Source organism: Nostoc sp. C96 (assembly GCF_059384975.1).
Window position 1 is genome coordinate 4,754,717 of sequence record NZ_CM182020.1, and the last position, 22,408, is coordinate 4,777,124.

The 22,408-nt window shown below is 39.9% G+C and carries 21 protein-coding genes; 8 read left to right on the forward strand and 13 right to left on the reverse strand.

The features are described 5' to 3' along the window. Positions 1-82 precede the first annotated feature (82 nt). A complete protein-coding gene (locus tag AC504W_RS20385) occupies positions 83-514 on the forward strand; it encodes a hypothetical protein (protein WP_494874043.1) in 432 nt (143 codons plus the stop codon). A gap of 281 nt (positions 515-795) precedes the next feature. After that, positions 796-2,229: an LCP family protein gene (locus AC504W_RS20390; RefSeq protein ID WP_103124370.1), complete on the forward strand. Its 1,434-nt coding sequence runs from the start codon at positions 796-798 to the stop codon at positions 2,227-2,229. Positions 2,230-2,308: 79 nt separating this feature from the next. Here the strand turns inward: AC504W_RS20390 and AC504W_RS20395 are convergent, their stop codons facing one another. Further along, positions 2,309-2,974 carry a hypothetical protein gene (locus AC504W_RS20395; protein ID WP_494874045.1) on the reverse strand — a complete coding sequence of 222 codons (666 nt, stop codon included), beginning with the start codon at positions 2,972-2,974 and terminating at the stop codon, positions 2,309-2,311. Positions 2,975-3,187: 213 nt separating this feature from the next. Then, positions 3,188-3,550, reverse strand: a complete 363-nt coding sequence (locus AC504W_RS20400; protein ID WP_096579370.1) for a four-helix bundle copper-binding protein — start codon at positions 3,548-3,550, stop codon at positions 3,188-3,190. A gap of 1,038 nt (positions 3,551-4,588) precedes the next feature. Here AC504W_RS20400 and AC504W_RS20405 point away from each other — a divergent pair. Continuing rightward, the gene (locus tag AC504W_RS20405) at positions 4,589-7,174 is read left to right on the forward strand and encodes a GAF domain-containing protein (RefSeq protein ID WP_494874047.1); all 2,586 of its coding nucleotides are present in this window, start codon (positions 4,589-4,591) and stop codon (positions 7,172-7,174) included. Positions 7,175-7,204: 30 nt separating this feature from the next. On the opposite strand, the gene AC504W_RS20410 is transcribed toward AC504W_RS20405, so the two are convergent. Together AC504W_RS20410 and AC504W_RS20415 are read right to left on the reverse strand one after the other, a co-directional pair. Further along, positions 7,205-7,795, reverse strand: a complete 591-nt coding sequence (locus AC504W_RS20410; protein ID WP_494874049.1) for a DUF2808 domain-containing protein — start codon at positions 7,793-7,795, stop codon at positions 7,205-7,207. A gap of 94 nt (positions 7,796-7,889) precedes the next feature. Continuing rightward, on the reverse strand, positions 7,890-8,573 hold the full coding sequence (locus AC504W_RS20415) for a DUF8692 domain-containing protein (protein WP_494874051.1): 684 nt from the start codon (positions 8,571-8,573) through the stop codon (positions 7,890-7,892). A gap of 652 nt (positions 8,574-9,225) precedes the next feature. On the opposite strand from AC504W_RS20415, the gene AC504W_RS20420 reads away from it, so the two are divergent. Then, on the forward strand, positions 9,226-9,717 hold the full coding sequence (locus AC504W_RS20420; protein WP_494874052.1) for a hypothetical protein: 492 nt from the start codon (positions 9,226-9,228) through the stop codon (positions 9,715-9,717). Positions 9,718-9,847: 130 nt separating this feature from the next. On the opposite strand, the gene AC504W_RS20425 is transcribed toward AC504W_RS20420, so the two are convergent. Next, positions 9,848-10,150 carry a TMEM165/GDT1 family protein gene (locus AC504W_RS20425; protein WP_494874053.1) on the reverse strand — a complete coding sequence of 101 codons (303 nt, stop codon included), beginning with the start codon at positions 10,148-10,150 and terminating at the stop codon, positions 9,848-9,850. 38 nt (positions 10,151-10,188) lie between these two features. After that, positions 10,189-10,581, reverse strand: coding sequence for a TMEM165/GDT1 family protein (locus tag AC504W_RS20430; RefSeq protein WP_494874054.1), 393 nt, complete (start codon positions 10,579-10,581; stop codon positions 10,189-10,191). A gap of 145 nt (positions 10,582-10,726) precedes the next feature. On the opposite strand from AC504W_RS20430, the gene AC504W_RS20435 reads away from it, so the two are divergent. Both AC504W_RS20435 and AC504W_RS20440 read left to right on the forward strand, forming a co-directional pair. Continuing rightward, the gene (locus AC504W_RS20435) at positions 10,727-10,981 is read left to right on the forward strand and encodes a YlcI/YnfO family protein (protein ID WP_494874055.1); all 255 of its coding nucleotides are present in this window, start codon (positions 10,727-10,729) and stop codon (positions 10,979-10,981) included. Further along, complete coding sequence (locus AC504W_RS20440; RefSeq protein ID WP_494874056.1) at positions 10,974-11,405, forward strand: type II toxin-antitoxin system VapC family toxin; 432 nt, start codon at positions 10,974-10,976, stop codon at positions 11,403-11,405. Before AC504W_RS20435 ends, AC504W_RS20440 begins: the two co-directional genes overlap by 8 nt. 146 nt (positions 11,406-11,551) lie before the next feature. Here the strand turns inward: AC504W_RS20440 and AC504W_RS20445 are convergent, their stop codons facing one another. Further along, positions 11,552-11,902: a YkgJ family cysteine cluster protein gene (locus AC504W_RS20445; RefSeq protein ID WP_494874057.1), complete on the reverse strand. Its 351-nt coding sequence runs from the start codon at positions 11,900-11,902 to the stop codon at positions 11,552-11,554. Positions 11,903-12,032: 130 nt separating this feature from the next. Between AC504W_RS20445 and psb30 the strand changes: the two genes are divergently transcribed. Then, positions 12,033-12,167 carry a photosystem II reaction center protein Ycf12/Psb30 gene (psb30, locus tag AC504W_RS20450; RefSeq protein ID WP_015114955.1) on the forward strand — a complete coding sequence of 45 codons (135 nt, stop codon included), beginning with the start codon at positions 12,033-12,035 and terminating at the stop codon, positions 12,165-12,167. A gap of 135 nt (positions 12,168-12,302) precedes the next feature. Here psb30 and AC504W_RS20455 read toward each other — a convergent pair whose 3' ends face one another. From AC504W_RS20455 to AC504W_RS20480, 6 genes are all read right to left on the reverse strand, one after another. Then, the gene (locus AC504W_RS20455) at positions 12,303-14,426 is read right to left on the reverse strand and encodes a single-stranded-DNA-specific exonuclease RecJ (protein WP_494874059.1); all 2,124 of its coding nucleotides are present in this window, start codon (positions 14,424-14,426) and stop codon (positions 12,303-12,305) included. 199 nt (positions 14,427-14,625) lie between these two features. Beyond that, positions 14,626-14,949 carry an antibiotic biosynthesis monooxygenase family protein gene (locus tag AC504W_RS20460; RefSeq protein ID WP_494874061.1) on the reverse strand — a complete coding sequence of 108 codons (324 nt, stop codon included), beginning with the start codon at positions 14,947-14,949 and terminating at the stop codon, positions 14,626-14,628. 9 nt (positions 14,950-14,958) lie between these two features. After that, positions 14,959-15,384, reverse strand: coding sequence for a hypothetical protein (locus AC504W_RS20465; protein ID WP_494874062.1), 426 nt, complete (start codon positions 15,382-15,384; stop codon positions 14,959-14,961). A 281-nt stretch (positions 15,385-15,665) separates the two neighbouring features. After that, positions 15,666-16,457 (reverse strand): SDR family NAD(P)-dependent oxidoreductase, encoded by a 792-nt coding sequence (locus AC504W_RS20470; protein WP_494878708.1) that lies wholly within the window; start codon positions 16,455-16,457, stop codon positions 15,666-15,668. A gap of 183 nt (positions 16,458-16,640) precedes the next feature. Further along, positions 16,641-18,056 (reverse strand): esterase/lipase family protein, encoded by a 1,416-nt coding sequence (locus AC504W_RS20475; protein WP_494874063.1) that lies wholly within the window; start codon positions 18,054-18,056, stop codon positions 16,641-16,643. A 143-nt stretch (positions 18,057-18,199) separates the two neighbouring features. Beyond that, the gene (locus AC504W_RS20480; protein ID WP_494874064.1) at positions 18,200-20,206 is read right to left on the reverse strand and encodes a hypothetical protein; all 2,007 of its coding nucleotides are present in this window, start codon (positions 20,204-20,206) and stop codon (positions 18,200-18,202) included. Between the two features lie 763 nt (positions 20,207-20,969). Between AC504W_RS20480 and AC504W_RS20485 the strand changes: the two genes are divergently transcribed. After that, complete coding sequence (locus tag AC504W_RS20485) at positions 20,970-22,388, forward strand: NADH:flavin oxidoreductase (RefSeq protein WP_494874065.1); 1,419 nt, start codon at positions 20,970-20,972, stop codon at positions 22,386-22,388. Positions 22,389-22,408: the final 20 nt, after the last annotated feature.

Genomic DNA, 22,408 nt, shown 5'->3' on the forward strand with positions numbered 1-22,408 from the left:
AATAAAATCTTTCTCTAAAGCCTATTATCTCTGACTACATCACAGTCTTTCATCTCTCTAGTTTAGGATTAGACTCAGCCAAATGGAAAATCTTGAACCAATTAATGATTCTTTCGGGGTAGAGGCAGAAAATCAGCCTGTCTCACCTCAGATTTTTAGTCAAAACTCCTATACCAATCAAAGACAGTTACTGATTTATGTCATTCCAGTTATTGGGGTTCTGCCATCTCTCTGGACTCTCTATCGTCATCAGGGCAGTCGGGAACAACTGAGGGTTAGCCGTCAGTCTGTTACTATGACATTTACTTGGCTGTTAACTTATCTTTTGTTAGCAACTGGAGCAGCATCTTCTGAATTTTTGGCCTTGCGTTTATTAATACTCAATAGCTTGATCACATCTGGTTATTTTTTAGTGAGTATTTGGCTAATTTTTCGCATTATTCGGGGACAATCTAGTCGTTTACCAGGGTTAAGCAATTTAGCCGAGCGAGTGTTAGGTAAGCATTTATCATGATGCTGATCAGTAAACCTCTAGACAGTATTTTTACTGAATTTTTAGCTAATTCCACATTATCTCCTAGAGGCTCTGGTCAAACTGACTTATTGTTGTCATACTTCTATAAAACATATCAGGATTTACCCCAAAAAAGAAAAATCCTGCTATAAGTGTTTTGGTTGACATAATAGCGAAAAGTCAACATGGTTAATTAAGAGTTAACTACTATGAGTTGATGTATTTGCATACTTAATAATCTGCAAATTAACCGAATTTAATCAGCAAGTGTGAGGCAGTCTGTGACCAGTCAAAGAACTTCGGCGGAAGAAAACCACTCAAAAACACCCAACTTAAAGGGCAGAAAGTCAATAAACCCTAAATCGGGACGTTGGTTGTGGTTCTGGGTGGGTATGAGTGGGATTGCAATGGTGTCAGCAATGGCAGGAGCTTTGTTGGCAGTTTCTTTAACCAGTACGCCATTGCAGCAAGCCGACCTTAGTCCTCAAGAAGAAGCTGTCTTTGATAGCGATGCGATCGCTGGTGGTGGATTGCGCTTTTCGGAATTAACTCGCCCTGTGAATCTTTTGGTGATGGGGATGAGTGTACTACCACCAGATGTCCAAAATCCTCCCGCTGATACAAAAAATCTTCGCTACTTGCCGCAGGTCAATTCTTTTGATGGTCTCTCTGATGTGATGTTGTTGGTCAAATTTGACCCAGAGACGAAAAAAATAGTTATGCTCTCTGTTCCTAGAGATACCCGCACAGAAATTGAAGGGCATGGGACAAGAAAAATTAATGCTGCCAATGTTGAAGGCGGCCCAGCATTAACAGCCAAAACTGTCAGCAATCTTTTGGGCGGCGTTGGTATTGACCGTTATATTCGGATTAACGTTCTGGGAGTTGCTAAACTCATTGATGCTTTGGGTGGCGTTACAGTCTATGTCCCCAAAGATATGAAATACCAAGATGATTCTCAGCATCTATATATTAATTTAAAAGCAGGCAAACAGCATCTTAACGGAGAGCAAACGCTGCAATTACTCCGTTTTCGTCATGATGAATTAGGAGATATCGGCCGGATTCAACGCCAGCAAATGGTAATCCGCGCTTTAACTGACCAAAGTCTTAACCCTGCTACCCTGACTCAATTACCCAAAATTCTGAATGTTGTCAAAGAACACATTGATACTAATTTGACAGTTGAAGAATTAGTGGCTTTATTCGGTTTTAGTGTGCGGACTAATCGCTCTAATATGCAGATGTTAATGCTGCCAGGTCGTTTTAGCGAAAAAGGCGAGTATGATGCCAGCTATTGGTTGCCCAGCAAAAATGGGATTGCCAAACTCATGGCTAAACAATTTGGCTTACAATCAAACGCTGAAAATACCGAAACTCAGCAAGTGAATGATCCTGGTTCTGTGCGGATAGCAATTCAAGATAGTACAGGTAGCGATCGCGCCACCCTGCGACCTTTAATTCGCGCTTTGGAAAGGTCTGGATATCGTAATATTTACGTGTCTAAACCTTGGAGTGAACCTTTAGAAGTAACTCACATTGTGGCTCAACAGGGAGACGGCAATAGTGCTGAATCAATTCGAGATGTTTTGGGAATAGGTGAAGTGCGCGTTGAAAGCACTGGTACTCTGGATTCTGATGTCAGTATCCAAGTGGGCAAAGATTGGTTGCAACACCAAATGCCTTTGAATGATTCTAGTCAATCTTCTTATTAAATCAAAGACTTTTAAAACAGCAGAGGAGATGTGAGCGCATTTTCCTCTGCTGTTTATTTTGATTGATACCCATTTCTGTCTATTTCAGAAATGTGAAGGAATTCACCACCTGTTGGTATGCTTGGCGATAAATTGCATCATTATTGCCGTAACCAGTTTTAGATAATGACACAACAATAATTCGGGAGTCTTTAGGGCTGATAAAAGCCACAATTTCGTTTTCGTACAAACCACTAGATTGAAATTTTACGCCCATTTGTCCGGCAATCTTCGCAGATTTAAAGTCACGGCTACCTGTAAATTCGTTACTCTGCTTCACCCACTGCTGCAAAGAGAATTTGCGTGGGTTATTATATACAGCTACTTGAACATTAGCTGGATATTCTGTACCGCCTTTGTATGCTCCAGCACGAATTTTTTGGGCGTGTTGTTTAGTCCAGATATCCACAGCCGCCAGGGGAGATGCAACATTATTTCGAGGTGTTGATATTTTGTTATCTATGACAAAATCTTTGGTGGAATAACTAAACCGAAAACGATAGCGATCGCTGCGGTAAATTCCTGGCACTTGTGCTACAGCTTTGGGAGTAGACTTTTCTAAAGAGACAACTGATGTAGCGGTCGCTTGGCTACTTGGAGAAGAACTAATTTTTGATTGGCAAGCGAGTGTTCCGACTGCTACTAAACTCATCAAAATTGGTGGCAAAATCAATTGTTGAATTTGCTTGTAGTCAACTTGCATCATTCCCTCCTGAAAATTTTATCGTTTAGATGATCGGGAAATAATAGATCCAAGTTTTCCACAACAATTTCCACAATTGAGAAGGGAAAAAAGTCTTAAATAAGTCAGGGATATTGTTAATTACTATATTTATTGACAAAACTTCAAGCGCCCAGACTGCTAAAGTCTGAGCGCTTGAATAATAGGTTGCAGAGAAACTTCTGCGAAGTAGTGAAATTAAGCAGGCATCATTTGCATAGAACGGCAGGCTTCAGCACACTTGCGGCAAGCTGCGGCACATTCCATCATCTTGGAATCGTCGCTCATTTTTTCACAAGCCATTGCACAGCGATCGCACATATCAGCACAAAGCATACAAGTGCGTCCCATAAATTCCGAACCGCCCATCATCATAGTCATACACATCATGCACATCTCTGAGCAATCGCGCATCATGCCCATCATGCTCATGTCCATGTGCATACTGCCTTTGCTCATGCAGTAAGTCATGGTTTCCATACACATTTTGTGACATTCCATACAAGCGTTCATGCAGGTTTGCATTTCCGAAGTCATGGATTCAGTCATCATCATCATCATAAGAAAAATCTCCTGATTTTTTGATGCTTTAAGAGTGTCCTTTGTGGGACTTACCTACAACATTAATCTGATATTTTTCAGTGGTCAATAGAGTTATTTATGTCATTTTTTTAAGACATCAATCCCGATAAATTTACCGGAATTAGTCAACAATTCCCCATGAAATAGTGATGTTTATTGGCAAATGATTTAGAGACTAAGCTTTGAAACAACGGTGGCAAACTAGAGATTTTCGTGAAGAGTCCAAATCTAGCCAGAAATGTAGTCTATAACTAGATTATCGCTGCCGATAATGTTATATTTCTTTAACTATCAATTGAAAAATGTTTTAAACACAATACAAATTTCTTAGTCAAATTTCATTGACCTCAAGATAGATCTATGTAAATACATTTATAAAATGTTTTGGGATGCTGATAATTGGTGATAAATAGAAAATCTATTTACATAAATCTATAAATTAAAAAAACTTTCTGGATGCAATAAATACACCGGACAAGACAAGATAATACTTTATGAAAATCCTCAATGAGTTGTGAAAATTAATCGTTAAGGCAGGGAATAGCAAATAGGTTTGAAAGGCTTTGAGTAAGTTAGGACTTACGCACAAAGATTGTTTGTTGAGACTGGATTGGAGAGTATTATCTGCAACTGCCATCTATTCAGAAACTTCGGCTGTTAGTTTAGCCAATGTTTTGGGAATTATATCAATAGTACTCTCATAGAGATTGTCAGTTAGATCCATCATGGCTGACTGCGCTGGTCTAATCCACAATATGCCAGATCACAGCTTAGTTTTCGCTCAAGCATCTTCCGCAAAGAATATGGCAAAAAAATGAACTATATTTATTTGTCATTGCCAAGATTACATTCAACCCAGGATGGGTAAAGACAGGGGGAAAGCAGGATGACGCTGGCTCAACGAGGGATTAAACTGTGGGTAATGTCAATACATTTATGGTTAAAAGAAAAACATAAATAAAACTAATGACATTGTTAATTATTCCTAAAGTCTAATTCTGCTATAAAAAACTACTTATGACAGTGCATCAACGTGGTGTTGGGGAGACCGCTGATTTAATTATTGGTGTTCACAACCAAGAAAATCAACAATTACAACCCAATTCTGCTCCTGTGGGTGCTCTTGCCAGAAGAAAAGGAACTATTTCTACTTTTCTTGCTCCCCTGACTCAGGATACTTTTAAACAAGTTGTGACTGAAGTCGAGCATAAGTTACAGATTGTCCATCAAACCCTGTCAATGTTGGATTCTCACGGGTTTGAAACAATCCTGCAAGAAATGTTGCAGTCTATTACCTTAAAAACTGGGGAATTATTAGGAGCAGACCGGACAACTATATTTTTATTAGATGAAGAAAAACAAGAACTGTGGTCGATTGTGGCTGCGGGAGAAGGCGATCGCTCATTAGAAATTCGCATCCCCGCCGATAAAGGGATTGCAGGTGAAGTCGCTACCTTAAAACAAGTAGTTAATATTCCCTTTGATTTTTATAACGATCCCCGTTCGATATTTGCCCAAGCACAAGAAAAAGTTACTGGCTACCGTACCTATACAATGCTGGCTTTGCCACTGTTAAATGAACAAGGGCAGTTAGTGGCAGTAGTACAGTTACTCAATAAATTAAAGTCAATACATGATATCCATGCGCCACTAGGCGAGCGAATTGATACCAAAGGTTTTACACACAGCGACGAACAGTTATTTCAGGAATTTGCTCCTTCGATTCGCTTGATTTTAGAATCATCGCGCTCTTTTTATATGGCGACGCAAAAACAAAGAGCAGCGGCGGCGTTGATGAAAGCGATTAAGTCTTTGAGTCAAAGCAGTCTGGACTTAGAAGATACCCTGAAGCGGGTAATGGACGAAGCCAAAGAACTGATGAACGCTGATCGCAGTACCCTGTGGTTAATAGATCGCGATCGCCATGAATTATGGACGAAAATTACTCAAGATGACGGTTCAACCAGGGAATTACGCGTACATATCGGTAAAGGTTTTGCGGGTATGGTTGCTGTCTCTGGCAAAACACTGAATATTCCTTTTGATTTGTACGATCATCAAGACTCGGAAACAGCCAAACACATTGACCAACAAAATGGTTATCGTACCTGTAGTTTATTGTGTATGCCAGTGTTTAACGCCGATCAACAATTGATAGGTGTGACACAACTGGTAAATAAAAAGAAATCTGGTGATTTTCCGCCTTATAATCCGGCAACTTGGCCGAAAGCGCCTGAATGCTTCCAAGCTAGTTTTGACCGCAACGACGAAGATTTCATGGAAGCTTTTAACATTCAAGCAGGTGTGGCGCTGCAAAATGCTCAACTGTTTGCCACAGTTAAACAACAAGAACAAATGCAGCGGGATATTTTGCGGAGTCTTTCTAATGGTGTAATTTCTACAGATAAATCCGGTTGTATTATTGCTGCTAATGAAAGTGCAAAACGTTTGCTAGGTGTAGAAACAGAAGAACGTTTAGAAGGTAAATTAATTAGTGAAGCGATCGCCATTAAAGAAGGCGACTTTAGCAAATGGTTTCAAGATGCCTTGCATGGAGATGACATCAAACGCCGCCAGCAATATTATCCAGACCGCACACTCATAAGTACAGATACTGAACAGCACAGTATTAATTTATCAATTAATTCCATTGCTGATGCCAGCGACCAACAACAAGTACGCGGCGCGTTGGTGGTGATGGAAGACATTAGTGATGAGAAACGCCTCAAGAGTACTATGTACCGCTATATGACGCAAGAATTAGCGGAAGAATTACTCAAATTAGATGATGCCAAACTAGGAGGCGATCGCAAAGAAGTTTCCATTTTATTCTCTGATATTCGCGGCTACACCACTTTGACAGAAAATTTGGAAGCGGAAGAAGTGGTGAGTATGCTCAATGAATATTTTGAGTCAATGGTAGAAGCCGTATTTAAACACAAAGGTACTCTTGATAAATATATCGGTGATGCCATAATGGCTGTGTTTGGTTCTCCGCTACCCTTAGAAGAACACGCTTGGATGGCTGTACAAACATCCGTAGAAATGCGCCATCGCTTGCACGAATTTAACCAACGTCGCTACGCAGCGAATAAACCCAGAATTAATATTGGGATTGGGATTAATTCCGATACAGTAATTAGTGGCAACATTGGCTCAAGTAAGCGGATGGAATTTACTGCTATTGGTGATGGTGTTAACCTCGGTTCCCGTTTAGAAAGTGTCAGCAAACAATACGGTTGTGACATTATTCTGAGTGATAACACTTTTAAACCATGCCAAGAATATATTTGGGCAAGAGAATTAGATTACATTCGCGTTAAAGGTAGAAACGAACCGGTATCTATATATGAATTAGTGGGTTTACGTACTGACCCCATTCCTAGTGACAAATTGCAAGTTATTGAACACTATCACAAAGGGCGTGAATATTACCTCAAGCGTGAGTTTACTTATGCTAGGGCTGAATTTGCCAAAGTTTTAGCTTATGACAACCAAGATAAAGCTGCGATGTTACATCTTTTGCGTTGTCAGCATTGGCTACAATCACCACCAACTGAATTTGATTGGGATGACGGTGTTTGGACTTTTAATGAGAAGTAAACAGGCTTTGTGATCAACAAAAATAGCTAACTACGGCCAAATGCCATAAAATCCCCTAGGACGAAACCATGAATCGCTGTGGTTATAAAACTGCAATCTGCCATAACCTAAAAATTGACCGTGAGATTTTTCCCCTTGGGGAAAAGCCGTGACTCCAAAGAGATAAACACCAGTACTTCGCGGATTTTGCCAAGGTTTTAGACCAATTGTAATGGTTTTACCTGGAGACACTGGCGGATCAAATCTTAGGGTGACAGTCCGTGTTTTGCCATCGCCTACGACATTTTGTAATTCTACCTTTTGTCCTTTACCGGAAGGCTTACCTTCAAAGGCCACACTATCATTCAAATCAAAGCGAATATTGTCTACTCCTTCACGCTGGTTAATCGCTAGGCTTTGTAGCGGTTCTCCAGCATTTTCTGGCAAGCTGATTGTAAAATAATATGTCGCACCCCATGCGTAAACCTCATTGTAGGTAGTGATTGTATTCACTAGACGCGGTGGTTGTGCAAAATACACTGTGCCATCTTGTAGTTGAATGGCAGAACTTGGCGGTAGAGGGTATCCGTTGATTAAGGTTATGCTGGCGATCGCTGCACCTAACAACACTCTAAGACGCATAACTTTTTTTGGATAATTACTTAATTAATATTGTATGTTGAGCTTACCAAGGCTGCATTATTTTAGGCTCTAAAATACTTTACGGCTAGGGTTATCAAAACAGTTCTGGTAAAGATGAAAACCGAATTACATTGCTTACTTCTTGCAGAGATAATCTTGTAAAATACGTAAACCAACAGGTTATTCCCAATAACTTAAATACATCTTCAATAAAGATAGGAAGTTGTTCTAGGAAGGTATCCAGACCAATTGATAAAGCGAAAAAGACTATAGATGTTAGCAAAATAACAAACTCAGTTTTCTTAATAACTTTAATTGTTTTGCCAAAAAACATTAAAACTATTCCGCCATAGATTCCATAAACCAAATATTCATGAATGTGGAAATTTTCTGGGAAAACAATTTCATGAAGCATAAATAAATCATCTAACGTCAAGAAAGACGTTAACAATCCTGAAAACCATAAAAATTGAGATAATTCTCTAGAAAGTTCATTTCTCTTGAGTATGGCAGAGCTAAATAGACAAATTGTAGCGCAAGCACACCAGAATAAAATACCTATATTGGATATCATTCCTATATAAACAGGTGCATTTGTTGTTACTAACGAGTCTCTAGTTAATACATGAAGGGTTAGTTTTATTGCTAACTTAAAATAGACAAAAATTATAGTAAGAGGTATAAGTGTCGCTAAAGATGTCAACAAAACTATTTGAAATTGATGATTAATCTTTGTTGTTTTTTTATCTAAAAGTTTTATTACACCTAAATTTTTCATAATTTATTCTCCATTTTTTCACCGAATGTAGTTTTATAGTGAGATTTTCTTGTTGAAATTGCTTGTCTTAACTATGTGTTTTAGATTGCTAAACTACACACATAAAGCTCCGCTGCTGATGAACATATATTCATCAACCAAGTAGATGTATTTAAAAAAACTATAAACTTGAGTGGTGTCTGATTACATCGCTTTCAGTCAAACCTTTAATTAGCAAGGGTCAAAAGTTAAGCAAAGGTTAAATAGATTAAGTATTAAGTATCTATACTTACATAGATAACACAAATAATCAATATTCAAATATCTGATTTTCGTTAAAGTTTTTGTGAACCAAGCTTTGCTCTTCAGTATAATTATGCAGAAAGTCTAGCTCTAGCTGAAGCATTGTAGAAAAAGTATATTAGTATACGTAGTGCAGAAAGCCCGTTAATTAGACTTCTTCTGATCAATAGAGGATAAGCAAGTAAGCAATATGAAGTTTTTATGCAGATTATTTCACCTACTGAATGATGTCAGTAACCTTTCTTTACATTTATCAAACTAGTTGATTCTCCTAGTTAATACTAATTTATAAAAGTTAATTGATATTTGTTGTCAAAGTAACTCTTTAAGTTAGAAACTAAGAGTAAAAGAGCAGTAATTATTTCGTATTATGAATACACTTGCTACAGTTGCATTCAAACGGTCAATTTGGCAACCCGCCATTATGTTGACCTTGGGTTTTTGGTTAAGTGCTAGTGTAGTTTTAGATTGGGTAATAATGCCTAGCCTTTATCTTTCTGGTATGATGACCGAAGCTGGTTTTACTACAGCTGGCTATGCAATTTTTTGGAATTTTAATCGGATTGAATTGTTATCTGCTGCGGTAGTTTTAACTGGTGTGTTGGCTTTGAGTAAAACCAAGCATAACTGGCATCCTAACACCATTGTTTTTGCTATTATTTTGCTCACAGTCTCTCTGCTAGAAACTTACTTTTTAACTCCAAATATGTGCGCTGCTGGAATTCATCTCAATTTGTTTGAAACAGCTACAGTTCCAGCATCAATGGATTTACTACACGGCGGTTACTGGATATTAGACGCAGTTAAGCTAGTGACTGGAGGAATATTGTTAAGCCAATGCTGGCGGATACAAGTTGAATAAATAAAGGGAATGGGGAGTAGGAAGGACAAAACTTCTCCACCGTTACCTATTGAAGACTCGTGACAAAAATTGAATGTGAAAAAACCCCAGTTTTTTAGAAAAACTGGGGTTCTCATTTTTCAGTAATAATTTAGGGTGTTGGTTCCGAGTCTGGGGATTCTTCGTTGTTAAAAAACAACAACCTTGTAGCTAGGATGGCAAAACCCACAGCCGCGATCGCTTTTAAAATCCGTGTAGGTAATAACTCTGCAACTGCACCGCCAGCTAATGCACCTAAAAGACTGGTTAATAATAATGCGCCTGCTGTACCGAAAAATATCGCTTTTTGAGATTGACCACGACTCGAAAGTGCGATCGCCGCTAACTGGCTTTTGTCGCCTAATTCTGATAAAAAAACTGTAATAAAGCTTAGTCCTAAAAGATGCCAATCCATAAATTTAGAGCGAGTAAGGAATAAATAGGGAATGTAAACTAACCTTGCAATACATCCCAAAACAGCATCACTGAAATTAATAGCAACATGACTCCGGCGGATCTTTCTACAGTTTTGGGACTGAGACGGCTAGATATCCAACTACCCAAGAGTACACCTAGCAAACTTGTTGTGATTAGTGCAGCCCCCGATCCTAGAAAAACTACCCAAGGTGCATGAGATTCTGCACTCATTAATAAAGTCGATAGCTGAGTTTTATCACCAATTTCTGCAAGAAAGATGGTAATGAATGTTGTGCCAAACACTACAAATGCTGATTCCTGCTTTTTGTGACTAGCAGTAATTATAGTAGTGAGTTGAGATGTAGTATCTTCCTTTAATTCTGGCAGGTCTTTCGCAGAAATAGCTACGGGTGCAGAGTCGAGTTTCACAGGCGTAGTTTTGTTGCTAGGTTATTTTCATATTCTTCTCATTTTCTCAGATTGTTGTCATAAATTGCAACTATTTGGCGTGAATATATGGCAACAGTAAAATAGTTACAATAAGTGATACCATTGATTGGTTGCAAAAAATGTTATGGAACGTGAAGCTTTAACAATCCGTTTTCCCTCTGAATTACTTGCCAAAGCCAAAAAACTTAAAGATGACGGTGAATCCTTTAATGACTTAATAGTTGAGGCTTTAGAACGAGAGGTAAAGCGCAGGCGGGGATGGGCTGCACATCAACGAATTCTCGCCCGTAGCGAAATCATCAAAGCCAAAACTGGTATACAACCAGCCTCTACAGATTTGATTCGCAGTCTCAGAGAGGATAAGGAGCTACATGACTAGAGTTTTGTGTATAGATACCAGTGTTTGGATTCCCTACCTTGTCCCAGAGGCTGATCAAGCACAAGCAATAACCTTAATAGCAGAGGCTTTAAGCTTGAATATCCGCTTAGTAGCTCCGGCTTTTGTTTGGGCAGAAGTTGGTTCTGTACTACGCAAGAAAACACGAATGGGATTCATCACTACAGAAGAAGCACTAGGTTTTTTTGAAGACTTCTGCGAACTTCCAATTGATTATCTTGAAGAAGAAACAATTCGGTTACAAAGTTGGGAAATTGCGGATAAATATCAATTATCAACTCTTTATGATGCCGCATTTCTCGCTTGTGCTGAGATGACATCTGCTGAGTTTTGGACTGCTGACGCTGCACTGATTAGACAGCTCACACCGAGACCATCTTATCTGCGGGAGATAGGGAAAATATAGAGATTTTTCAATAAATAATTTGTTTGAAGTCAGGATTCCCGTCTCAACGGACAGTATGTACGATAAACAAATCAATCATCCTCTACGAATTTGGTGGGAAGCAGCTTTAAAATGATGTTTCAGATTAGAATTAACTTCACATAACTTTAAATCCCTACGGCTTTATCGAAGCGCAACATTTCTAAAGAGCGATCGCCATATACCCCTTCAATTTGTTGGCGACAGCAATCTATAGCAAAATCATTCAGTTCTTCTGGCTCAATCCCATACATATCTTGAAACGCCTCAGCTTCTACCCGACAGAAGCGCGGACGGTTGGGGTAAATCTGGCATTCTCTTGTCTCGTGGTCAAAATTGATGCACCAGCCATCTTTGCCTACCATACTCAGGTACAGTTCTAACTCCTCTGGTAAGAGATATTCGTCTAAATCGGGGCGTTCTGCTGGGTCGAGATTACAGCAGGCTCCACATTGTTTGACACATTGCCAGTTTGCCATTTTATGTTTTTTCCTATAATTTTGTTAAGTAAATTAAAACTCGCATACCATTGCCGGATATGATCAAATGCGGGTTTTGCAACTAATTGATTATCGAACTGTTTTAAGATAATTGGGAGGAAAGAGAAAAATGTTTGACGGTATCATTAGCGCTGTCACCAGTATCAATTGGGAAGTTATTTTCCAGCTACTCTCTGTAGCACTAATTGTCATTGCTGGGCCTGCTGTAATTTTTGTTTTGGCTTTTCGCAACGGCAACCTGTAAAAGTACTGAGTCACCGAAGTTTGCTCAACGGGGGGAACTCCCCGAACTTTGCTCAACGCGGGGAACCCGCGCACGCAAGTTCTCTCCGCACGCAACTTCTCGCTGAGTTTTGAGTGCTGAGTGAAAAATCGGTATTCATGACTCAGCATTTATGTATGATAATGCTTGCAACGCTGCTTGGATAATGGAATCATATTGTGGTTGAGATATATCAACCTCCATAGCATTTTCACGACTGGTTCCCAATAGACCAATTATGCTTCCTGGGTGCATAACAAGAATTTTACCTTCAGGATTTTTAATTCTGAGTTCTGGTAAAGAGTTATTTTGATAGATGCCACAAGTATATTGACGTTGCTTGTACTCAAAAGCGGTTCTAAGTGAGTTGGGTAGCGCAGTGTAAAAGATTTGCGTAGCAACTGTTGTTAATCTGACTCCAAGCAACTCTAATTCAATCTTAGTATTGCCGTTAAAAGTGTTTTCGCGCAACTTATAAGCGATATCAACACGTTGTGGTAAGGGGAAGTAATCACGCCAACGCCAAGCGATCGCCTTAATTGTATATTGCTGATCATTGATAGTTTGAGCGAGTGTTACCTTAATATGACCCTTACCCACAATTTGCTGTTCAATGACTTGCACATTTGCAGTCCAAAAAACTGGGTCAGGGTTATCGATACCGCAAGGATGCAGTGCATTTAGTTGTTGAAAAAGCTGCTGATTGATGTGATCGAAATTAGCTTGAGCATCAATCTTGAGGAGTGGTTTGAGGTGTTGCGGTTCTAGACACTGGTTAGCAAAATCTATTAAACGCGATCGCACCAATTCTAAATTTTCTGCTGGTAACGAAAATCCTCCCGCCGCTTTGTGTCCGCCGAATTTACCTAACAAATCTCGACAGTATTCTAACGCTTCAAACACATGAAACTCAGGAATTCCCCGCGCCGAACCACGGATGTGTCCTGCATCTTCATACGTACCAATAAATACAGGCACACCGTAACGTTCTACTAAGCGTGAGGCAACAATCCCAATTACTCCATGATGCCACTCTGGTTGCACAACAACTAATACCCGGTCTTGCGGTAAAGAGGCGATGAATTCTGATTCTACATAAGCGATCGCTTCTTGTTCAATCTCCTCGCACATTTGCTGACGGCTAGTGTTTGTTTGTTCACACTGCATTGCTCTTGTCAGTGCAATTCCCATATCATCGGTAGTGAGCAAATCAATTACCGTCTGAGGATCGCCAATTCTACCAACTGCATTAATCCTCGGCCCAAGACGAAAGCCAATATCTTCAGGTTTGAGCGACTTAGAAGAGGAAACGGGGCTGGGGGCTGGGGGAAAAGGGGAAGAACTTGCACTCAAGCTTCCCCCTTGCACCCCTGCTTCTTTAGCTTGTACCCCAGCGATTTGAACTAATGCTTGCACACCTGGTAATCTAGATTTGGGTAAATGTTTTAAACCGCGTTTTACCCAGCGACGGTTGACACCAGTTAAAGGCGCTAAATCTGCAATGGTTCCCAGGGTGAATAATTCTAGCATTGGCTGAATTAAGCCTCTGGTTTCGCCTAGCTGTTGTGCGAGACATACCGCCAGAATGTAAGCTACACCAACACCAGCCACCCCGCGGTAAGGTGAAGATTCAGCGATGAGTTTGGGGTTGAGGATAGCGTCAGCTGGGGGTAATTGTTGGGGGATGTCGTGGTGGTCGGTGACAATGACCTTTACACCGAGTTCTCTAGCTCTAGCGATCGGTTCATAAGCAGAGATACCATTATCGACAGTGAGAATTAGTTTGACACCTTCACTGTGAAATTCTTCGACGATGCGTTTGTTAATACCGTAACCTTCGTGCATCCGACTAGGAATAGCATAATCTACCTGAGCGTCCAAAGCCCGAAGACTCCGCAACAGTAATGCAGTGCTAGTCATACCATCTGCATCATAGTCTCCACAGATAGCGATTTTACTTTGAGATGCGATCGCCTCTTGCAACAACTCCACACTCATCGCCAAATCAGGAAATTCTTCTAAAGGGGAAGGTAAAACTATCGATTCTGGCTCTAAAAATGCTTGCGCTTGTGCTGGTGTTTCAATCCCACGATTGATTAATAACTGGCTGATGATGGGAGAGAGATTGATGGAAACTGCCAGTTTTTGGGCTAAATCTGTTTTTTGGGGATAAATTTGCCAACGCTGATTAGGTAAGCGTCTGCGAATTTGTGAACGTTCAGGTAAAGGTCGGTCTAGCACGATGAAGGACGATAGTTGGGAGTTGGTGCGTAACTCTTAACTGATAACACTTTTAAAGCACATTATCTTATTGATTGTAGAGAATGTATACTGAGCGATCGCACTAAAATCAAAAAGGTGTAACTTCAAGGAGTTACACCTTTTAATACATAAGATATAGCTGTAGTTAAAAGCATGAATGCTAAGAATAGTAATACTTTTACCTTCTGCCTTCTGCCTCCTGCCCCCTGCCTCCTGTGATAGGTTCAAAATGTTCAACCGTCGGAAACGGCTCATAAAAATGGTGGAGTAGTTGTTTCCATTGCTGATATTCAGGTGAACCTCTAAACCCGATTGTATGCGCCTCTAAAGTTTCCCATTGCACCAACAATAAATATTTTGCACTCACTTCTAAACATTTATGAAGTTCATGGGATATATAGCCATTCATTGATGCAATGAGAGGTGAAGCCTGTTGGAAAGCGGTTTCAAAATCTTGCTCTGTGCCAGTTTTGACACTAAGCATTACTGCTTCCAGAATCATAATGTAGGATTACAAAACATTTATCCTACCATCATCTTGAATGTAAACCGAGCGATCGCCAGGAACGCGCGCAGTTGGACGCAGTTCTACTCGCAAGGTAGCTAAATTAGGTCGAGAAAGATTAGCTTCTACTGACCTACCCGTGTTATCCCAAAATATTAAAGATGTATTTGGCTCAGTACCTTCTAGCTGATCTAGATATAAATTTTGTCCAGGATTTAGGGAAACCGGGTCAGTAATTGAAGGTTTTTGTAGTTGAAGCACACGGGGTGTTTTGTTAACTACTTGCACGCGGATACGTTGCCCTGGTGTAAATTGAAGTGGAGCCTTACCACAATTAGAAGCACAAGTTCCCGCCATTGAAATTTTAGAATCATTGCTGGCTGTCAATAGCAAAGTAGCGGTAATTAAAAAAGCTGATATTAATTTAGACATATCAGAATTTACACAGTTGGTATTTATGTAGATTTGAATACCTCAGCGTAACACCGTACTTAATAAATTGTGTATTAGTGTAAATCCTGATGCGAAAAGAGTGTTGAGTGCTGAGTCATTCAAAACTATCACCTCTCATCCTCTCTGCGACTTTGCGCTACACCAGTTGCTACAACGCGGGGAACCCGCGCAAAGCACTGGCTCCTCTGCGTGAGACATTCTAAAAAATGTTGGGTTACAGCACAAAACTCATCCTTGCGCCTGCACCCAACCAACCATCACTATTTGCTTTCCTGCATACTTCTGACGATTTTAGTCACCAGCTTTCTGGGGGTGAATCTAACAGTTTCGGTGAGTAGTTTATTTTTTAAGCCTGGAACAACCACAGTTTTGTTATCAAACAAAGCTTCGTAGCCGATTTTAGCCACAGTTTCCGCATCCATAATTTTTTGACCGCTGACAAGTTTCGAGTCTTCCATTGCGGCGCGTTTTTGGAAATTGGATTCTGTCGGCCCTGGACAAAGTGCAGTTACAGAGACACCTGTACCTTCTAATTCATTAGCGATCGCTTCTGAAAATGATAATACATAAGCTTTACTCGCATAATAAACTGCCATTAACGGCCCTGGTTGAAAAGCCGCAGTCGAAGCCAAGTTCAAAATTTTGCCATAACCTTGCTTCACCATATCCTTGAGAAACAACTTAGTTAAATGAGTCAGACACATCACATTAACTTGCAGCATTTGTAATTCCGCAGTTAAATCTGTTTCGTTAAACAAACCATAACTAGCAAATCCCGCATTATTAATCAGAACATCAACCTTAATTGATGCTTGTTGTAACTCCGCAAAAATTTCATCTGGCGCAGCAGGATTCGCCAAATCTTTAGCGATAACTTTGACATCAATTCTAAAGTTAGTTCTTAATTCCGCAGCAATTTGATGGAGTTTTTGCTCACTTCTGGCAACTAATACCAAATTGTATTTATCTTGAGCAAATAACTTAACAAATTCATAACCAATCCCACCAGATGCACCAGTAATTAGCGCAGTTTTTTTGCGATCGCTTTGCATAACTTTACCTTGGTTATTACTCACGCCGATAATTGACTACAGCCACATCAATCATGTTTCCTCACACAACTCAAACTTCCTCTTTCCTTTGCGCCACTTTGTCTGGAAAAGTTTCCTACAGAGGGAAATCCTTCTGAAAACTTTTCGCTGCGTATACCTTAGCGTAACTCTGCATTTAACAAATTATTGCCATTGGGAAATTTCTAACTTAATTGCTGCTTTTGTCCCCACAACATCACGACCGCGCTGAGGTAAGAGAATATCAGCACCTACGCCGAGGTCAATATTTGGCTCTAAATTTTCAGAGTTCCAACAGTATTTTGCTTTGTATGTATCATCTTCAGCTGTGACATCCACAATTAAATAATCAGACCATACAGGTAACTGGTCGATGTGACTATCAAACAACCAATCTCTTTCTTTCTTTGTAAACGAATGCAACGCCAAACGAATTGCATATCTACAAGTATTATCCGTATTCACTGCATAGCGGGGAATTAAGAAAGCTGTAAATAGTGGTACAGGCTTATCTCTGGTTAGTTCCACTGTAATAGGACAATAACGGTCAATAGCTTGTTCGTGTATGGGAGTAGGAAGACCGCGCAAAGCTACCCGAACTTCCATCTGGTAAAAAGTATTTTGGCGATCGCTTAATTCTACATTACTCAGAGACAGCTTGACCTTGATATCACCAAACAAAAACCTTTGCAGATTTTGATAGGCTTCTTCTGAATTCACCATCCCATAGCGTCCACCATGAGTGCGATGAATATAAGCGCGATGCGCTCCTCTAACATAAGCTTTATCTAGCTGAACTAAACCATCACTTTGTGGCCCTACAGCCTTTTGTGACAAACCAGCACCACTTTCATAATCACGCGCATTCGTACCAATAATACAAAAAACGCGGTCTGGTGAAAAAGCATCATCTAGACTTTGCGGATCAAAAGTTTGTGGTAGAGAACGCGTTAAGTCAAGTTGCTTTTCTGGTGTGAAATATTCATACATTCTTTGGGGGCCAAAATCATCAGAATTATTCCATTTCAATGCGTCTCTGGCACCTTCAATTAAGCCGCTACCAACTTGAAAATAAATCCCACCATGCGGTGTACCATAAGTAAATAATTTATCAATATGATCTTCAGCTTTTTCGCCGTTATCTGGATAAATTTTTTGCATCAAACTGCGACAGACCAGACCTCCCATTGAGTGAGCAATTAAATGAACTTTTCCTGCTCCACTTTCATGTTTTACAATATTAATTAAGTCTCTTAAACCCTTAGCTATTTCCTCCATTTCTAGTCTGACTGTGTTTTCATCACCAAAACTAGGAGAAGTCATATCATAAAATCGATAAATCCAAATAGTTTTGATATTACTACTCAGTTGCTTATTATCAAACACAGGGCGATAACCGTGGTCAGCCATCAAGCGTAACAAAGGACTCTCGAAAAAAAACTTTTCGGGAGTACCTTTTTCTCCTACGCGAATATGAGTTGAACCACTATTAAATCCATAAAATGGATCATTTACAGTTTGGTCAACATCTTTATCTGTACCTGCATAGCCGCGAACATAAATAATTGGCAAATAGTGCATTGATATCCTCCTTGTTTATTGTTATTAGTCATTAGTTATTTAACTAGTAACTCTTGATTATTGACTCTTAATACAAATATTTATCGTTCCCAAGTTACACCTGGGAACGACTAGTTAAAGACCAAGCACTCTGATGAGTTGTTTTAGAAAGTTTTCACAAACTCGATCAGGGCTTTTTTGTCATCATCAGATAAATTAGCACCAAAAGTATGACCCCTATCTTCAACAAAGTCAGGAGATTTATTCGCTCTTAATAAGACACGGGCGAGTTTACCTTTGATGCCGCCTTCTGGCCTTAAATCTTGGAATAAGTTACCCAGATTAAGAGAAGTAATTGCCTCTCTCATATTGACATTTGCCAACAAGTTGACAGGCATACCTTTAGGTACAGGTAAACGTAATCTGGGATTGGGATCTCCTGGGGGCAAATCTAATTTAGATTTGCGGTCAGTTCTGCTGATAATGCCTTCACGTTTTTCTGGCCAGAGCATTTTTTCCATAGCATCGGTATAGGCTGCTATCCGACCTTTCACAGAAGGATCTTCGTTATACAAACCTAGAGTGTTGTTATGAAGAAATGGTGCTGTTGCCCAAATACTGATTAGTGAAGGTGTGCGGTAATATCCCAAGCCACCATCTGGTATTTGAAAACTAATAGGTTTGGCTTCGTTGAAGGGATTATACAGCTTCAGTTCGCCAGGAGAAGGTAGTTCTTTATAAGTTTTAGAAGAGAACTCATCCCAGATATGGCCTTTGGTGGCGTTAGTTCCTAAAGAACGGGAAATATTCGTACCAATTAGTGTAGCTGGGTAGCGCTGGTCATCCGATAAGAAATTGTGGTCGAGGAAATTACTACTGAGTACAGATTCTTCGTACCATTTTTTCGCTTGGTCGGGGTCAGCAGCAATTTCAGCAGATGGCTTCTTACTAGAATGACAAGATGCACAGGTATCAGCAAAAACTATCTTGCCGCGTTCGAGAACCTTTTCATCTTTGGTTAAGAAAGCTTCACCATCGGGTGCATCTTTGAGGTGCATCGGTTGGATAGTTTTGAGAAATGCTTCTGCATCAGCCATGCGTGCTTCTGTTTGTCTCCAGCCTTCGCAATTCTTTCTGGCTGTTTCAATATCAAACGGACGTTGCGGAGTTCTTCCTAACATTGCTTCGTGCAAGCTTAACCAGTAGTCACCACACATCCCAATGTTGACGTAAACACGCAAAGAAGCAATAGCTACCCCTGTGGAGTCTGCACCATCTTTGAGAATGTGATTGACATTTTTGGTGGAACCGTCGTTCATCACCTCTGGGTATGTGGGGCGATCGCCTAAATTAAAAATGGCGTTAATCGCATTAGGATTATTAATGTGATCTGTAGCAATCCGCGATGTGTCAGATGTGCCAGGACGTTGAGCATCTAGGACTTGCTTAATGAAGCTATCATCCCTGAGTTTCGTAGAAAATAATTCGCTTTCTTTAATATACTGATTTCCCAAAGCGGGAACGAGGTTTTCCCATTGGGGGTGTTCTTTATCTTTCGGTGGGTTCAGTGGGTCTAAAGCAACGTGGCAAATAGCACAAGACTGGCCAATCAGATAAGGTGGCTCGATTTCCGAATCCTTAATGTATTGGTCATAATTCCATTTTGCTTTGTCAAATTTGGGGTTGGGGAACTTGCGTAACCCAATCACACCAGTAGACAGGGGGTCTTTACACTTATCCAACAAAAACCCATATTCATCTGCTTCTTTGGCTTTTTCACATCCAGGGTCGTTGATTGCGCCAAAACGTTGCAAACGCTGATCATGGTCATACTGCTTCGAGTTAATCAGCTGGAGTAAGTCAACACCACCGTGGGTGCGCTTGGCAATGTCTCGATAGTATGTAGCATTACCACCAGTCCATAAGTACCAAGTACAACGACCTCTTTTTTCAGCTTCGGTAAGATTCTCCTTAGTATATGGCGGGAGATATCCGATACCATCGCAGTTATCGGTATAAGCCGCATCATTATACTCATTGGAGATGGGAGCAGGTGTTTCACTATACTCACTAGCTAGAGCTATTGGTGTGCTATACCAACCGCAAAATGTAATTGCGATCGCAGCTAAGACCACCAAACAGCCTTTCCACAATAGGCGTATTTTGTTCATAAAACTCTCAATGAGTAACACCTAAACTTAATCAGGTGCATCTTAATAACAAAGCTTCACAATTAATTCGCTATGTTCCTGATTGATCCTTCAGAGATATTTAGCGAATAAATCATATTGCACCTTAATTTAGGCACTGTCATCTATGAAGTTACTACACAAGCTTGGCAAACGTCACTAAAAAATTTGCTCCTTTGTGAACTGATTTCTTTAAAAAATTGTAAATTTATCCTGGTGTAACAAACTGTATTTGTTATCTTGTAAGCGACATTTCAAACTAGGCTAATTTTGTAACAAATTGTTGTGTAGGAGAGTGCGTTAATATTGCGTTAACCTTGGTATCAAAAAAAGTATTTCTTAAGATTTGATTCGTTGAAGTTGCTAGTTTCACTCAGTTATAAAAAAATCTGATTTAATGGCTCAACCTTTATCTGGTAAGCCTTCAGTTTAATATTTGGGCAGCAAACTAAGTAACAAAAAATTAATCTTCTACATCACATCCGAAAAACATAATCTTGAACTTGTAAGTATTCAAAACAAAATCCCACAGTATCTATCAATAGTAGTTATCTGGGTAGTTTTTGTTTACACAGTAACGCTAGGTGTAATTTTTTTACACCTAACCCCCAACCTCTTCCCTTGTAGAGAAAGGGAGCAAGAATCAAAGCCTTTCTCCTCCGGGGAGAGAGGTTTGGACAGGAGTTAAAAAATAAGTCGCACTCGCGGATTAATACTTGATTCTATTGCAAATCGGAAGGAGAGTATGGAAAACGATATTATCTTTAAGCCATTGCAATTTCGGAATCTCACTGTCAAAAACCGGATTTTTCGCTCCAGTATATCCGGTAGGTGGGATAACTATGATGGTTCTGGTACTCAAGCCAGAATTAACTGGGAAGAAAAATTTGCCCGTGGTGGAGTTGGTGCAATTATTACTTCTTTTGTACCAGTAGCAATTCGTGGTCGAATTATGCCTAATTACGCCACAATTCACTGCGATGACCGGATTCCTTTTTGGCGCAAAGTAGGTGAAAAAGTCCATGAATATGACTGTAAATTAATTTTGCAACTCAGCCATTCTGGAAGACAGCAAGACATTGGTGGTGTAGAAAACGACGGTTTAAAAGCCTTAAGTTCTACCAGCAAAACTGAATCATTTCACGGCTTACTCTGCCAAGCAATGACTTTGACAGAGATTAAAGAAACCATTCAAATGTTTGCTGATGGTGCTAGACGGGCGCGTTTAGCTGGTTTAGATGGTATAGAACTACACAGTGGTAATGGTTATTTATTCAATCAATTTCTCAGTTCTGGAATTAACGATCGCACTGACGAATATGGTGGTTCACTAGAAAATCGGGCGCGATTTTTATTAGATGTCATTCGAGCGATTCGCAAAGAAGTTGGCGAAGACTTCCACCTACAATTTAAAATTAGTGCCATTGATTACAACGATGCTGTGATTCCTTGGGAGAAACCAGGAAATACTTTAGAAGAATCGGTACAGATTTGTAAATGGGCTGAAGAAGCTGGTGCAGATGCAGTCCACGTATCGGTAGGAAGTTTATTTCCTCATCCCCTAAACCCCATTGGAGATTTTAATTTTGAAGTCATCACTAAAACCTATGACACAATGCTCTCCAGCGGTAATCAAACAATTCGCAACTACATCTTATTCCGCTACAAATTGTTGAATCCAATTTTCAAATTCTTGTGGAATCGGGTGAAGAAACAACTCCCACCGCCAGCATTGAGTGGTAATTATGTTTCTGATGATGAAATGAGAAAACTATTGATAGAAAACCAAGGAAGAAATTTACTTTCATCCCGCGCCATTAAACAAGCCGTCAATATTCCGGTTTTATGTACTGGTGGTTTTCAACAAGGTTCATTTATTCGCCAAGCCATTGACGACGGCTATTGTGATGGTGTGACAATTGCTCGACAATTGATTGCCAATAACGATTTACCAAAACAATTACAACAAGGTAAAGACTTACCAGATAGACCATGTACCTATTGCAACAAATGCCTACTCAACGTCATTGAAAACCCCTTGGGTTGTTATGAATTAAGTCGCTTTGATAATGACTATGAAGCGATGATGGCAGAAGTTATGTCAGTATTTCATGGCGATGAGTCAGCAAAACATAACGTCGAAGTTCCAGTCTTACATGTTTAATTTGTCATTTGACCATTGAC

Bases quoted from the DNA above. Each gene is read 5' to 3' on its own strand.
- AC504W_RS20445 (WP_494874057.1), bottom strand. From the start codon at position 11,902: ATGGCAAACTGGCAATGTGTCAAACAATGTGGAGCCTGCTGTAATCTC.
- AC504W_RS20385 (WP_494874043.1), top strand. From the start codon at position 83: ATGGAAAATCTTGAACCAATTAATGATTCTTTCGGGGTAGAGGCAGAA.
- AC504W_RS20425 (WP_494874053.1), bottom strand. From the start codon at position 10,150: ATGGATTGGCATCTTTTAGGACTAAGCTTTATTACAGTTTTTTTATCA.
- psb30 (WP_015114955.1), top strand. From the start codon at position 12,033: ATGTTTGACGGTATCATTAGCGCTGTCACCAGTATCAATTGGGAAGTT.
- AC504W_RS20405 (WP_494874047.1), top strand. From the start codon at position 4,589: ATGACAGTGCATCAACGTGGTGTTGGGGAGACCGCTGATTTAATTATT.
- AC504W_RS20410 (WP_494874049.1), bottom strand. From the start codon at position 7,795: ATGCGTCTTAGAGTGTTGTTAGGTGCAGCGATCGCCAGCATAACCTTA.
- AC504W_RS20475 (WP_494874063.1), bottom strand. From the start codon at position 18,056: ATGCACTATTTGCCAATTATTTATGTTCGCGGCTATGCAGGTACAGAT.
- AC504W_RS20400 (WP_096579370.1), bottom strand. From the start codon at position 3,550: ATGATGATGATGATGACTGAATCCATGACTTCGGAAATGCAAACCTGC.
- AC504W_RS20485 (WP_494874065.1), top strand. From the start codon at position 20,970: ATGGAAAACGATATTATCTTTAAGCCATTGCAATTTCGGAATCTCACT.
- AC504W_RS20465 (WP_494874062.1), bottom strand. From the start codon at position 15,384: ATGTCTAAATTAATATCAGCTTTTTTAATTACCGCTACTTTGCTATTG.
- AC504W_RS20435 (WP_494874055.1), top strand. From the start codon at position 10,727: ATGGAACGTGAAGCTTTAACAATCCGTTTTCCCTCTGAATTACTTGCC.
- AC504W_RS20440 (WP_494874056.1), top strand. From the start codon at position 10,974: ATGACTAGAGTTTTGTGTATAGATACCAGTGTTTGGATTCCCTACCTT.
- AC504W_RS20420 (WP_494874052.1), top strand. From the start codon at position 9,226: ATGAATACACTTGCTACAGTTGCATTCAAACGGTCAATTTGGCAACCC.
- AC504W_RS20460 (WP_494874061.1), bottom strand. From the start codon at position 14,949: ATGATTCTGGAAGCAGTAATGCTTAGTGTCAAAACTGGCACAGAGCAA.
- AC504W_RS20415 (WP_494874051.1), bottom strand. From the start codon at position 8,573: ATGAAAAATTTAGGTGTAATAAAACTTTTAGATAAAAAAACAACAAAG.
- AC504W_RS20470 (WP_494878708.1), bottom strand. From the start codon at position 16,457: ATGCAAAGCGATCGCAAAAAAACTGCGCTAATTACTGGTGCATCTGGT.
- AC504W_RS20480 (WP_494874064.1), bottom strand. From the start codon at position 20,206: ATGAACAAAATACGCCTATTGTGGAAAGGCTGTTTGGTGGTCTTAGCT.
- AC504W_RS20395 (WP_494874045.1), bottom strand. From the start codon at position 2,974: ATGATGCAAGTTGACTACAAGCAAATTCAACAATTGATTTTGCCACCA.